This window comes from Cytobacillus depressus (genome assembly GCF_008923245.1).
Lineage (GTDB): Bacteria > Bacillota > Bacilli > Bacillales > Cytobacillaceae > Cytobacillus > Cytobacillus depressus.
Genome location: NZ_WBOS01000009.1, coordinates 131,660 through 145,546, shown reverse-complemented (window position 1 = coordinate 145,546; position 13,887 = coordinate 131,660). Strand labels below are relative to the sequence as shown.

Below are 13,887 nucleotides of genomic sequence, written 5' to 3'. Positions count from 1 at the left end.
TGCCTGTCAGTTACTGAGCGTCTTGGCACTTACTCAGGTTGGACTTTCACCAACTAGCAATTAACGGCTTGCTGGGCACGCCTTCAATAAGAAAGAGCTATTCTCCTTCTTGAAGAATAGCGCCCTTTAATGGAATAACTCACTTAATACTTCTTTAACTAACGCCTCCGATAGTTTAAGTACAAAACTTCACAAAAGTGTAACTGTTTAGTTAATGAAACGTCCAATTTAGAGAAAGCAAAAAAATGAAGGGATGGTTTTTTTTTGAAAAACAATATTTTAGGGTGTTTAGTGGCTGTAATAATAGTCTTAAGTGGCTGCTCAACAAATGAAGAAAATACTATTTCGTTAGATAAAGAACAATCGTATATACCAATGGTGAATTTAAATGGAATTATTTATTCCTCATATAGCTTAACAAAACAGGAAAAATATACAGTCGGCGAAGTATTTGGTGAAATAAAAAGAAGGGTACCATCCTCCGAAATCCAAAAAGAGAATTTAACTTCCAATTCCTACGATGAAGGAACTGTTATTTATAATGTCAAAGAGGATAACGAGATATTTCTAATCGAAGAATCACTAGGTGTTTATTCCATTCTAAATAAAATAGAGTAATGTATAAATCATGTTAGTCCTTATTATAAAAAAGCATACCTTTACGGCACCCTATACAAATGGCCTTCTATTTTTGTGATTTTTGAGGATAGAGGGCTATATTGCCTACTCGTTACTCAACAATATGGCCCTATAATGGATCCTTATTACAGAAACGCGCCCTTTAATGGAATAACTACACCACTTGAAATTTACCCTTCGTTTATTTATTTTATGATTATCTGATGCCAGTCAGTTAGTTCAAGACGGATTAAAAGTTCCTATATGTAAATAAAATCCAATTAATAGGCCATCACGCTAAGCAAAATGTACCCCAAAAATGATGAGCTTCTTTGTTACGAGGAAGCCCAAAATTACGTTTGGGGTACTATAAAACCTTAACTTGATAGCGATGAGGATTTTTTCCCTACAATCAATTTTTAAATTTTTACAGAACCTCTCTTAACAATTCTACCATTCTTGTGGGCTCTTCTCTGTTTGTAAAGTCAGGATCTACACTCGCGGATCGGATTTTTCCTGATCGGTCAATAATATAAGTTGCCGGAACTGGGAGCTCCCATGTATCATTTCCGTTATGCTTTGTTAGATCCGCACCATATTTCTGATAAATTTCAATTTGATAATCAGGTAGCTTAAATATTAAATTGTAGTTTTCAGCAACACTTCCGTTCGTATCACTTAGAACACGAAATTCTAACTCGTTTTTTTCTTTCGTCGTGAGTGAAGAATCAGGAGTTTGAGGACTAATTGCAATTAATTGTCCTCCTGCTGCTGTAATATCTTTTAAAACTCTTTGGTAAGCTCTTAATTCTAGATTGCAATACGGACACCATCCACCTCGATAGAAAGTTAAGATGACAGGTCCTTTTTTTAATTCCTCATACAGGGTAATGGAAACGCCTGTGGAATCTTTTAATGTAAAATCAGGCGCTTGTTCACCAATCGATAATCCCTTTGCCATATTCGATTCGGCCAATTCTTTTGTTGCTTGTGCTATGAGTCTTTTGTTTTCGATCAAGACTTTTTGTTCAAGGCTTTCATGGAATTGCTGGATTTCATCAAATAATTTTGACATTGTTTTCACCTCTCGAACGATTTTTCCACAGAATGTATCCGAGGTACAATCTGCAATGGCCCAATAATAAAGCTATTCAATTTAAAAGGCTAATAGACCTTTCTTTTTGAACTAAACTGCCACGTTAGCTTAAGTACAAACTTTCACAATCTCTTCTAAGGTTTAACTTAGATATCTAGGTGTTGTTCAACAATATGGCCCTTTTCATGAAGAAAGACGCTTTCCTTCTTTCAGAAAAGCCGCCAAATTGGTAGCTGGAACATTAACTGGAAAAATGGGCTAGTTGAGGAGGAATGCGAAAAGGTGGTAGGAAAATAACTTCAGTTGATATTATTTCACTCAATAATTTGTTATAATAAAGTGTTCTTAACAATATTGAGGGGGAAAATAATTTTTATGTCAGTCGAAGTAGGAAGCAAGGTACAAGGTAAAGTCACAGGTATCACTAATTTCGGAGCTTTCGTAGAATTACCGGGAGGCTCAACAGGTCTTGTGCATATCAGTGAGGTTGCAGATAGCTATGTAAAAGACGTTAATGACCATCTCAAAGTAGGCGACCTGATTGAAGTAAAAGTGATTAGTGAGAAAGATGGAAAAATTGCCTTGTCCATCAAAAAAGCTATTGATAGACCCGAAGGACAAACCTCTTCTTTTTCACAACGCCCTCCACGACAGAGAAGAGTTGATAGTCGAACAAAAGGCAATTTCAAACCCAAGGAAAATTTCGAAGATAAAATGGCTCGTTTTTTAAAGACTAGTGAAGAGAATTTGTCTACTCTCAAACGTAACACTGGAGCAAAGCAGGGCGGTAGAGGCGGGAGACGCGGATAACGTACTGCGATTTTTAATACTTCATAATATAAATAAAGGTAAGCCTCAATAATAAACTGGCTTGCCTTCTTTAATGTATCTTTTAAGTACAATCTTTCACAATCTCTCCATACTATCATTACTATAATTATCCAATTTTTCTTAATGTTCTTCCTCCATTAAATGGCCCTTTTCATGAAGAAAGACGCTTTCCTTATTTTAGAAAAGCGCCCGATTATTGAATACTAAGTTTTAAAAATAAAGTCAGGTGATGTGATCATTGGCTTAATCGGCATAGGGCTTGCAACTTCTATAATAACATCCAATAGAGACACTAACGGAAAACTAGTATCTGACACACTTAAGAAATCAACTAAAGCTTCATTCACCGTAACATTGACTTATAAATATAAGCAGCATGGTTCAAATGATGGTTTTTATACTCTTACTAACAATAAAAAATAGTCACCTACTATTAGGTGACTATTTTGCATATTTAATTAATATTCCTACGTGGTGCATAATGGTAGCTAATACTAATACCGTGTATATAGAACCGGGTAAGTTGAAAATGTAAAGACCGATTGCAATAACTGTAAATGTAATAAATAACCGAATTAGCTCTACTTTTCTGCTTTTTTTATTCTTCATTTATAAATTCCCCTTATAAACCATATTCGCTCTTGCTAAGCTTCCCTTTGTTCCACTAAGCCACCTTTTACTTCTACAATAAGGAGGTGATTTCCTTCTTTAAGAAAATACCTATTAGATCAATAGCCTTATTCTGCAATATGGCTCTATTACTGAAAAAGGCACAATTCCTCTTCAAGAATTGCGCCCTTTAATTGAATAACTAAAATATGGCATTACTCCTAAAACTCACTTAATGCTAATTTAACTACGCCACCTGTTCTTAATAAGAGTTACCATAACAATAGTTATTGCTTTTTCAGCTTTTCTTGCGTTTCCTGTTTGGTTAGAATTTTGTAGTCCATGATGAATTTTGAATTTGGAAGATAATGAATGACAAACCATCTATCAGAATGTGATTCTGGAACACTTGTCGGCAAATTCAATTCTTCATTTTGAACTTTAACATGCAAATAACTACCCGCCTTATATGGACTTCGATATTCAAATTCAGTAGGAACCCCTTCAACAACTCTAGAATCATTTGTTAAGTAAGAAGGAATGTCTAACCAATGAGGGGTCATAAATAATAACACTATCGTAGCGATTGAATAAAGAATACGCTCTACTAATGCAAAGTCTTTTTTAAAGAGCATGACAGCACAGGAAAAAGCAAGGATTAGTGAACTTATAGAGATAATCCAAAACATTTCCTTAAACGGAAATTTGGCTTGTAACATGGTTGCCGCAGCTCCCACAGCTAACGAAACGTACCAAATACGTTTAATTAGTTTGCTAAGAGGACTTGACGATTTTTCTCGTTTGTCAGATTGTTCTTTATCAATATCGTCCATCATTTTAAATCCTTTCAAATTTATCTTTTTACACGTTTCCCGTATCAATGATGTTTCAATTCATTTATTGCCAAATTAATTGATCATAAGAAACGGAACCTTATTGAACTATCTTGCTTACTTTAGTTTAAGTACCCCCTTTCATGAAGAAAGACGCTTTCCTTATTTCAGAAAAGCGCCCGTTTCTAGAATAAGAAAGAGTATGTTTTTTACTCTTAGTCTCATTGTTCAAATGATTGAATTAGGCTTTCCAGCTCATAAATTTCGCCTTTAATAAAACTTCCCAATTTTCTTGTAAAATCATCTATTTGACTTAGGACAGTTACAAGAAAAAAAGTCGCACGCACACTATAAGGGCTTTCAAGTTTATTATCAGCAGTTACTTCAACCCCTACATATCCTCGATTGCCATACAAAAAGAATCGCATCGATAGAAAATGACTCACATTCTCTACATCTTCCCCAGCAGTCCATAGAAATTCCTTTTGTTTAAAGCTGGAAAAATCCATTACTCCTTCTCTTAACTTTTCTAGTTCTTCATTATCTGTAAATATATTGATGTTCACGCTGCAATGACCTGTACAGAAATCTAAATTTAGTTCAAAGAAACTATCGTCATCATCAAGCCATATCTTTTGTATTTTTACACTTGGTTGAGGCATCTTTTATTTATTCCCCTTATTGATTATTATTTGAATTGTTCAGCAATCTGGCCATTTTCATGAAGAGAGACGCTTTCCTTATTTCAGAAAAGCGCCCTTTAATTGAGTTAAGGGAAGTGTTTTTTCTTCTTTCTTTTTTCCAAAAACGGTTGAACTTTCATTTCAAATATCTTAATTCCAATATAAACATCTATAAAGCCTACTAATAGAGTAATAATGATCATACTTACTCCTGTAGTATCTTGATTGACAATTGGTTCAAGTACCCAAAAAACAACTGATAAACTTGTGGGTATCGTTAAGCCAAGCCAAAAGCCAATAAATAATATAGCCATCTTTTCACATCCTGAGCTTCCTAAATCTTATTTTTATCTTTCCTAGAGAACGCTAAATCAAAAAAAGCTATCCCTAAAGATATACCTAAAGCAATAGAAAAAATCCTATAATAATCTATTTCTGTTGATTTAAAAAAATAAGAAAAAATGATACTCGTTCCACTAAGGAAAACAAAAGAAGAAATAAATCTAAACATTCTTTTTTAAATTTCAAACCATTTTAATTTGCTCAAATTGATTAGAGTTGCAAGAATAAAATAAATCAGAAATAGAATAAGAAAAATACATAGCCAAATAGAAATTTAATTGAAAACGAATTATCAATATCCTTATATACAATAAACAACGTAATGATCGTGCTCATTACAAATATTGTATGAAACATAATAGATAGTAGATTTGAGGGGATTTTTTTCACTTTATCACCACAGTAAGTTTTATATATTTTATTCTTTGATTTGATTATCTCAAAATATCTTCATCTTGTTTATTGGCAATTTACTCCTTGTTCATCAAACTCTGCTCTTTAGCTTAATTCATTAATGGCCCAATTCATTATGAAGAGCGCATTTCTTGCTCTAGAAATGCGCCCGATTGTGGAGATAATTGCTTAAACCTAGTTCAAGAAAAGCACCCGTTTCTAGAAGATCGATTTAAAGATCTTACTAAAGAAATAGTCCCCTTGGTAGTGGTAATTAATTATACTCTTTTAACGGAAAAAAAGTAAAATACCCCACCAGCCATCCAGAAAGGTTCCCAAAAAGATAACCTCCAAAACGTTGCATAGGAATCTAAATCGAAATCTAAAATGTTAAACACACTCAGAGAAATCGTAATAAAATTTAGAAAGCCATACAAGAATAATAAAGCTCCTATAATTTTTGTGACGTAGTAAAGCATTATGGTTATTATAGGCTTCTTCCATTGAACAAAAAGCATCAACAATAATATCAGACCAAGTAATTTAATGAAACCGGTAAGCCATACAATAATGACGAACGAGGGATCAGGGTTTAAGGACATCTCATAAATAGCCCCTCCTAGGGACCTAACACCGAACATGCCACCCATTGCCCAATAAAAACTCATACCAGAAAAAATAACAGTCCAAAAAATACCCATTGCAATGAACCAATAATTCCTCTTCAATAGAAAACACTCCCCTAGTTTTCCACTTCTATTCCCCATAATTTCAGAATACTGCAAAAATATATACTTTCCACCATCCATTCTTATTCGTTGAATAATTCACCCTCTCTTCTTACTAACCATTTTTTACTCCTCAACAATCTGGCCCTTCTCATGAAGAAAGACGCTTTCCTTGTTTCAGAAAAGCGCCCTATAAAGGAATAACTGTAAAGCTAAAAAACCTTTTTTAGAAGCTGCGTTTCCCTGGCCAAGCTCCTTGCATTTTACTTAGGAATACAATTTGCCCATATGATATGCGTCGTGCATTGCTAAACTCTTCAGTTCAAGCACTAATGGATTGTCATCAGGAATCGGTCTATACAAATCTTCTAGATCTGATTTTGCTAGTATTTTTTCAAGTTCACGATGAACAGAAAAGTATTCTTGTTTTGTTTCCTTCCAATTTTGAAAGGTCTCAGTTGGTAATCGATATGTAGCGTCATTATTTTCTGCCTTTGGTTCATTTGCTGTTTCACCAAGAAAGCGTAACAGAATTCTCTTTTCAAAGAAAAGTAAATGACAAACTAATTCCCAAATGGAATGTGCCCCCTCAACTGGTTTCCAAATTGCCTGTTCCAAAGTAATATTCTCTAGTACTTTTTCAAGTGGTGGAAACCAGTCTTCTTTATCTAAGCAGCTTGCCCATTGTTGTAACAAAAGTGTCCTTACATCCATTTTCAATTCCCTTCAATCTTATCCCTTTTAATAGATAATCCCTTTGGTCAATATTCATTTGCGGCGTGTTGTTTTGGCATAACTTACACTTTGGAGATGAACCATCTGATTACCTCCCTTACTCCACAATCTGGCCCGTTTGTTGAATAGCAAAACCGACGTTTTAGATTTAAACGGCTTTATTATCACTAAACAATAAAAAGCCTTGCAGCGGTGCAAGGCTTTTTATATGCATAAATTTATGCTTTTGCCAAAGAGAATTCCTTAAAACGAGCTAAAGCTTTTTCAGTACTGACATCAAGCCCTTGTTCAACAAGTGTTTCTCCAATTAAAGCTACAGCTGTTTCGAGCATTTCTTCCGTTGTGTTCCCCATATGGCCAATGCGGAATGCTTTCCCAGCTAAGTGAGCAAGAGCCCCCGCCACGACAAGACCTTTTTTAGCTAATGCGGCACGAAATTCTGTATCATTGATGCCTTCTGGATAAAGAATGCAGCTTAAAGTAGCTGCAGCCACTTCTTCCTCAGCTAAAGCCTTCATTCCATATTCAGCAAGCGCGGAACGAACAGCCTTTCCGAAAGCAGCATGACGCTTATAGCGATTCTCCATGCCTTCAGCAAGTACGAGCTTCATCCCTTCTTCATACGCATAAATAAGATTGACTGCTGGTGTCGCAAAATATTTTGAAGGATCTTGCATGATTGGAATCCAATTATTCACATCACAGTAATAGGCTGGAACCCGCTTTATTTGTTCCCTTGCAGCCAAAGCTGTTTTATTAAAAGCAACAATGGCAATTCCCGGTGGTACACCAATTGCTTTTTGCGAGCCTGTCAAAATTACATCAATCTTCGCGTCTTCTTCTCCGTATGATTTCCCCATATCCTCTTCAATTGCTGCAGTTGCACAGACACCATCTAATATAACAAGAGCGCCGTGCTTTTTAATCAATGGTACAAGAACGTCTAAATCAGCCACGACCCCTGTGGATGTATCGGCATGAGTGATTGTCACAGCCTTGAAATTACCTTCCGCAAGCTTTTCCTCGACATCACTTGGATTTACTTGTTTGCCCCATTCCGCTTGGAGTACTTCAGCCTCAATCCCGAAGGCTTCAGCGATTTTGATAAAACGGTCTCCGAAAAAGCCTTGGCTAATAATTAAAATCTTTTCCCCAGCTTGCACTGTATTGACTAGTGCCATTTCCATCGCAAGAGTCCCTGAACCAGAAATAACGAAAACTTCCCCATCAGTTTTTAACATTTCTTTCGTTTTCTCAATTGCACTTTTATAAATAGCTGTAAATCGTGGATCTGTATGACTTCTCGTCTCCTCAGCAAGTGCATCATAAATGGAATCGACTACAGGTGTCGGCCCCGGAATAAGTAGCATTTCTTTGTTACGCATAGTAATCCTCCTAATAAATATTAAAGAAGTAATTTCCCGATCCCCTTCTTAATTATAAATACTTCGATATACATCACGAAAACCCTCCAATTATTATTAAATTCAAAAACTATTAGAATGAAAAAGAAAAAGATTGACTTTTAAACAATATTAATAATAAAATAGTTTTACACTTAATCGCACAAAAGCATAAAAGCATAAAAGCGTTGAACTATTTAAGTAGCTTATACAATCTTGAAACCTAGAGACCTGATGGTGGTGAGAATCAGGCAAGATGTATAGTGAATTACACATAGGGAGCTGTTTTCCGGTTTCGGCCGTTATCAATATGAGAGAGCAGAGCAATCTGTTAACTAGGGTGGTATCGCGGTGCTTCCGTCCCTTTTGGGATGGGCCCTCGATGCCCTTTTTTATTTTTTCACATGGAGGAGTTTTTACTATGAAAAAGGAACTTACGATTGGGATGGCGGTTATTCCGATACTGGCACTAATTCTTTCTGCCGCGCTATCCATCTTTTTTTGGAAAGCAGGCATGCATATTCCGCTCATAATTGGTGTGGTTGCAGCAGCGGTTATTGCGAAGATTTGCGGCTGGAGCTGGGATGAAATCCAAAATATGATGACCCAAGGAGTTGCTAGAGCTTTACCAGCCGTGTTTATTCTCCTTATTATTGGCATCATTGTTGGCTCATGGATTGCAAGCGGAGTGATCCCAACAATCATCTACTATGGTCTGTCAATTATCAAACCAGATTTATTCGTTCCGATTGTCGCACTTGTTACTGGCATTGTTTCCGTAACATTGGGAAGCTCATTCACTTCCATTGCAACTGTTGGACTTGCTTTTATGGTTATTGGAGAAGGATTAGGCTTTTCTCCAGGGCTTGTTGCTGGAGCAGTCATTTCTGGCGCTTACTTTGGAGATAAATTATCCCCTGTTTCTGATACAACGAATATTGCACCTGCAATGGTGGATACTGATTTATTCAGTCATATTAAGCATATGCTCTGGGATACGCTACCAGCCTTTTTCGTGGCCATTGTTTTATACTGGATTGTTAGTAATACCGGAACATCAAATGTTGCTACAGATGCAAATGTGATAGATGCCATTAAGACAGGCTTAAATGATGTATTTTTAATTCATCCACTATTATTACTCATGCCAGTGCTTACGATTATCTTAATGGTGTTGCGCACCCCAGCCATTCCTGCCTTAATGGGCGTGGGCATTCTAGGCGGTTTAATTGCTATTTTCGTACAAGGATCATCTATTTCTTCTATCATTCAAGTGATGACAAACGGCTATTCTGGTGAATCTGGTGTGGCTGCTTTAGATTCTTTATTAAATGGCGGCGGAATGATGTCCATGCTTGGGACGATTGCTTTATTAATCCTTGCAACAGCCCTTGGAGGGATTTTAGAAGAAACCGGATCCTTTGAAGTATTAACTAGGAAAATGATGACGAAGGTTAAATCAGCCGGAACGTTAATCAGTTCAACAATTTTTTCTACCTTTGTTGTGGCATTTGCAAGTGGGGCACAATTTTTGGCGATTATTTTACCAGCGAGAACTTTTGTCCAAAAATATAAAGATATGGGAATCGATACGAAAAACTTATCAAGATGTGTGGAAGCTGCGGGTACAGTTGGAATTAACCTCGTACCTTGGAGCGTTCCTGCTGTATTTGCAATGAGCATTTTAGGCGTAAGCCCTGGTGAATTTATACCGTATGCTTTCTTTGTTTTTCTTGTTCCGCTTATTAATATTCTATTTGGCTTTACGGGCTGGACGATTTCGAAAAAGAATTATAACGAAGATAGCAAGCTTTCGAATGATAAAGGAGAAATTTCATTATGAGTAAAGTGATTTTAAGTGTAATAGGGACAGCACAGGACGCTGGACTACCACATCCCAATTGTTTTTGTAAAAATTGTTCAGAGGCAATTGCCAATCCAAAGCTTCGGCGCCTTGCTGCATCTTTGGCCATTGTGCTTCCTGATGAGCGAGTATGGCATTTAATAGACGCCACACCTGATTTAAAAGAGCAGATGGCAAACTTGCAGTTAAAATACGAACTGCAAGGAAAGCTTATGGATAGTATCTTTTTAACCCATGCCCATCTAGGCCATTATCCAGGATTACTTTTTTTAGGGCGTGAAGCCATTGGAGCCTCTGGAGTTCCCGTGTTTGCAGGATTAAAAATGACTAATTTATTGGAAACACAAGCACCCTGGAGTCAACTGACGAAACTCGGAAACATCGTAACGAAAGAAATGAGTAATGGACAGGCCGTTCCAATTTCTCAGCATGTTTCGATTAAACCAATTGAGGTTCCACATCGAAATGAATTCTCTGAGACCTTTGCTTTTGTCATTGAAGGTCCGAATAAAAAAGTCCTTTATATTCCAGATATCGACCGTTGGGATGAGTGGGAACAAAGTATTTATGATGCCTGCAAAGAGGTTGATATATGCTTGCTTGATGGCACATTCCATTCGCCGAAGGATCTTGAAAAAATTGGCCGTGATTTTAGGGAAATTCCTCACCCTTTAATGACAGAAACAATGGATCGACTTCAAGATTTAGCTGGAGAAAAGGAAATTTATTTCACTCATCTTAATCATTCGAACCCTGCGCTGCATTCGAATCGGGATGTTAGGAATCTTATTGAGGAAAGAGGGTTTCATATTGCGGAGGATGGGATGGAGATTAGGCTTTAAAATTTAAGAAACTAAGTAGTAAGAAAAAGCCGTGAGTTGTTGCTGCACGGCTTCTTTTTGTTTTCTTAATTTTTCCCCGTCATCTCTAATTAATCACACTGCTTCAATCTTTTCTTTATCAACTTCCTCTATTCCCCCATTTTTCAAATAGGTTAAAGTTGCAGCACCAAGGACGTTAGCAGCAATCAACAATCCTTTTTCATCAATATCAAATTTAGGATGGTGATGTGGGTAAGTTACTTCACGCTCAGCAATTTGTGCTCCAGTAGTAAAAAAGGTTCCCGGTACTTTTTCAAGATAGTAGGAGAAATCCTCCCCACCCATTTGTAGCTCCATTTCAATAGTTTTTCTTACCCCGGGCACATTCGGAGCCAAGCTTGCAACAAATTCTGTTTCCTTCTTATGATTTACTGTTGCTGGATATCCTCTTACAAACTGATAAGAAAAATTAGCATCAGCAGCCAGACATGTACCTTCAGTAATACGTCTAATTTCATTTTCAATATTTTTTCTAACTTCTTCCTTAAATGTCCTTACAGTCCCGGTTAACTGAGCTGTGTCTGCAATAACATTAAAGGCATTTTTTGCCTCAAAGGCCCCAACTGAAATGACTGCTGAATCAACCGGATTTACTCGGCGACTTACAATTTGCTGCAAGTTCATTACCAATTGGGAAGCAATGACGATACTATCCTTTGTTAAGTGCGGTTGTGCTCCATGCCCTCCTTTCCCTTGAATATTAATATGAAATCGGTCTGCTGCAGCTAGAACAGGTCCTGATCGATAACCAATTTGACCAACTGGACCTGTGGCCCATATATGAGTTCCAAATATAACATCTACACCTTCTAGGCATCCATCTTCGATCATTGCAATAGCCCCACCTGGAGCAAGCTCTTCAGCGTGTTGGTGAATAAAGACTACATTGCCTTCAAGATCATCCTTTAGCTGGTTCAAAACTTTTGCTAGAACAAGTAATGTAGCAGTATGTCCATCATGTCCGCAAGCATGCATAACGCCATCAACTTTAGATTTATAAGGGACTTCATTTTCTTCTTGTATTGGCAGTGCATCAAAATCTGCACGTAATGCAACAGTTTTTCCGGGCTTTTTCCCTTTAAGTGTTGCAACAACTCCCCTACCGCCAACTCCCATTCTAACTTCATGTCCTAATTTTTCATGATAAGCAGCAATATATTTTGGTGTTTCAACTTCTTCAAAAGAAAGTTCTGGATGCTGATGTAAATACCGACGAATATCAACAATTTCTTCGTAATTTTTTTCTAATAGTTCATATAGGCTTTCTAGCATGAGCTCATCCCCTTATTATTTTTGATATGCATTTTTTATAATTCGATATACGAACCTGGACCTAATGGCAGCCCGAAGAAATACCAAATACAGAATAAAGTTATCCAGAATACCCCAAATGCAATTGTATAAGGAATAAGGGAAGAGATAAGCGTCCCTACTCCCATATTTTTATCAAATTTTTTCGCGAAGGAAAGTAATATCGCAAAGTATGCTAACATTGGTGTGATTACATTGGTAATTGAATCACCTATTCGATAAGCCACTTGTGTAAAGGCAGGGCTGTAGCCAAGAAGCATAAACATTGGTACAAAGACAGGGCCAAGTAATGCCCATTTTGCTGATGCACTTGCAATAAGTAAGTTAACGATTGCAGTAAAAATAATAAAACCAATTAGTAGCGGCAAGCCAACTAAACCAATTGATTGAAGCATCTCCGCACCCTTAATGGCGAAAATGGCTCCTAAATTGCTCCAGCTAAAATAGGTGATCATTTGAGCTGCAATAAATGCAAGGACAATATAATAACCCATTCCTGACATGGCTTTAGTCAATTGTTCAGCAACATCTCTATCTGACTTGATGGTCTTTGCCCCAATGCCATAAGCCAAAGCAGGGATAAAGAAAAACAAAAACATAATGCCAACAAGTGAATCCATGAACGGTGAGACAACTAGCGAGCCGGTTTCCGGATGTCGGAGAAGGGCATTTTGCGGCAACGTTAGTGCAAGTAAGATAATCACAAATGCAGATAAAGTAATGGTTGCCCATTTTAATCCTCTTTTTTCATCAGCTGTTAATTCGGAACTTGCTTCTCCATCTGGCATAGAACCAGTAAATTCGCCTAATCGTGGTTCTACTATTTTTGTTGTGACAAATACGGCAACAGGTAATAAAACAAATGTAGAGGCAAGTAAGAAGTAATAGTTCATCGCTGGATTGGCTTTATATTCCGGATCAATTATTTGTGCACTTGTTTCGGTAAACCCTGCAAGCATCGCATCTAAAACGTTTATAATAATATTAGCACTGAACCCTCCAGCCACGGCGGCATATGCGGCCACAAGTCCAGCAATTGGATTTCTTTTAAGTGCCAAAAATATCATTGCTGCTACTGGCGGTAATACGATTAATGCAGCATCTGCTGCTGCATTTCCAACTATTCCAATTATTACAATAATTGGTAGGATCAGCTTGCTAGGTGCGGATAAGACAACCTTCCTCATAAATGCTGAAATTAAGCCGGTCGACTCCGCGAGACCTACCCCAAGCATGACTACAAGAACAAGGCCAAGAGGAGGGAAATTAACAAAGTTTTTGACCATTTCAGAGAGAATCCGTTTAATTCCTTCTCCGTTTAAAAGGTTAATAGCTTCAATTTTTTCTTTCGTAGCTGGATTGACCGCACTCCAGCCAGAAAGTCCAGCAATGGCCGACACAATCAAGATAATAGCTGTAAAAATGACAAAAAGCGTTAATACATCAGGCAGTTTATTTCCGTTTACTTCAATCCAATCTAAGAAACGATAAAATACCCCTTTTTTCTTTGTCTTATTATTAATATTTAGTTCGGGGGTGCCCATCACTACACTTCCCCTC

Annotated in this window: 13 protein-coding genes and 1 other annotated feature; of the genes, 4 read left to right on the top strand and 9 right to left on the bottom strand. The window is 37.1% G+C overall.

The annotated features are described in order from the left end of the window. Positions 1-264: 264 nt before the first annotated feature. Positions 265-618: a putative periplasmic lipoprotein gene (locus F7731_RS17330; protein WP_151536059.1), complete on the top strand. Its 354-nt coding sequence runs from the start codon at positions 265-267 to the stop codon at positions 616-618. Between the two features lie 427 nt (positions 619-1,045). Here the strand turns inward: F7731_RS17330 and F7731_RS17325 are convergent, their stop codons facing one another. Next, positions 1,046-1,693 carry a peroxiredoxin-like family protein gene (locus F7731_RS17325; protein WP_151536058.1) on the bottom strand — a complete coding sequence of 216 codons (648 nt, stop codon included), beginning with the start codon at positions 1,691-1,693 and terminating at the stop codon, positions 1,046-1,048. 396 nt (positions 1,694-2,089) lie between these two features. On the opposite strand from F7731_RS17325, the gene F7731_RS17320 reads away from it, so the two are divergent. Continuing rightward, positions 2,090-2,524 (top strand): S1 domain-containing RNA-binding protein, encoded by a 435-nt coding sequence (locus F7731_RS17320; RefSeq protein WP_151536057.1) that lies wholly within the window; start codon positions 2,090-2,092, stop codon positions 2,522-2,524. 917 nt (positions 2,525-3,441) lie between these two features. Here the strand turns inward: F7731_RS17320 and F7731_RS17315 are convergent. From F7731_RS17315 to F7731_RS17290, 6 genes are all read right to left on the bottom strand, one after another. Next, positions 3,442-3,987 (bottom strand): hypothetical protein, encoded by a 546-nt coding sequence (locus F7731_RS17315; RefSeq protein WP_151536056.1) that lies wholly within the window; start codon positions 3,985-3,987, stop codon positions 3,442-3,444. 221 nt (positions 3,988-4,208) lie between these two features. Continuing rightward, positions 4,209-4,649 carry a hypothetical protein gene (locus tag F7731_RS17310; protein ID WP_151536055.1) on the bottom strand — a complete coding sequence of 147 codons (441 nt, stop codon included), beginning with the start codon at positions 4,647-4,649 and terminating at the stop codon, positions 4,209-4,211. Between the two features lie 107 nt (positions 4,650-4,756). Beyond that, complete coding sequence (locus F7731_RS17305) at positions 4,757-4,984, bottom strand: hypothetical protein (protein ID WP_151536054.1); 228 nt, start codon at positions 4,982-4,984, stop codon at positions 4,757-4,759. A gap of 699 nt (positions 4,985-5,683) precedes the next feature. Next, positions 5,684-6,106 (bottom strand): DUF3995 domain-containing protein, encoded by a 423-nt coding sequence (locus F7731_RS17300; RefSeq protein WP_281352566.1) that lies wholly within the window; start codon positions 6,104-6,106, stop codon positions 5,684-5,686. A 294-nt stretch (positions 6,107-6,400) separates the two neighbouring features. Next, positions 6,401-6,847: a DinB family protein gene (locus F7731_RS17295; protein ID WP_246197266.1), complete on the bottom strand. Its 447-nt coding sequence runs from the start codon at positions 6,845-6,847 to the stop codon at positions 6,401-6,403. A gap of 239 nt (positions 6,848-7,086) precedes the next feature. Next, entirely contained in the window at positions 7,087-8,253 is a 1,167-nt protein-coding gene (locus F7731_RS17290) for a pyridoxal-phosphate-dependent aminotransferase family protein (protein WP_151536052.1), read from the bottom strand. 197 nt (positions 8,254-8,450) lie between these two features. Next, positions 8,451-8,639 (top strand) — a binding site (T-box leader). A 53-nt stretch (positions 8,640-8,692) separates the two neighbouring features. On the opposite strand from F7731_RS17290, the gene nhaC reads away from it, so the two are divergent. Together nhaC and F7731_RS17280 are read left to right on the top strand one after the other, a co-directional pair. After that, positions 8,693-10,114 (top strand): Na+/H+ antiporter NhaC, encoded by a 1,422-nt coding sequence (nhaC, locus tag F7731_RS17285; RefSeq protein WP_151536051.1) that lies wholly within the window; start codon positions 8,693-8,695, stop codon positions 10,112-10,114. Then, positions 10,111-10,977, top strand: a complete 867-nt coding sequence (locus F7731_RS17280; RefSeq protein WP_151536050.1) for an MBL fold metallo-hydrolase — start codon at positions 10,111-10,113, stop codon at positions 10,975-10,977. Before nhaC ends, F7731_RS17280 begins: the two co-directional genes overlap by 4 nt. A gap of 93 nt (positions 10,978-11,070) precedes the next feature. On the opposite strand, the gene F7731_RS17275 is transcribed toward F7731_RS17280, so the two are convergent. Together F7731_RS17275 and F7731_RS17270 are read right to left on the bottom strand one after the other, a co-directional pair. Then, on the bottom strand, positions 11,071-12,288 hold the full coding sequence (locus F7731_RS17275; protein WP_151536049.1) for a M20 family metallopeptidase: 1,218 nt from the start codon (positions 12,286-12,288) through the stop codon (positions 11,071-11,073). Positions 12,289-12,323: 35 nt separating this feature from the next. After that, positions 12,324-13,871, bottom strand: coding sequence for an AbgT family transporter (locus F7731_RS17270; RefSeq protein ID WP_212031209.1), 1,548 nt, complete (start codon positions 13,869-13,871; stop codon positions 12,324-12,326). Positions 13,872-13,887 lie beyond the last annotated feature (16 nt).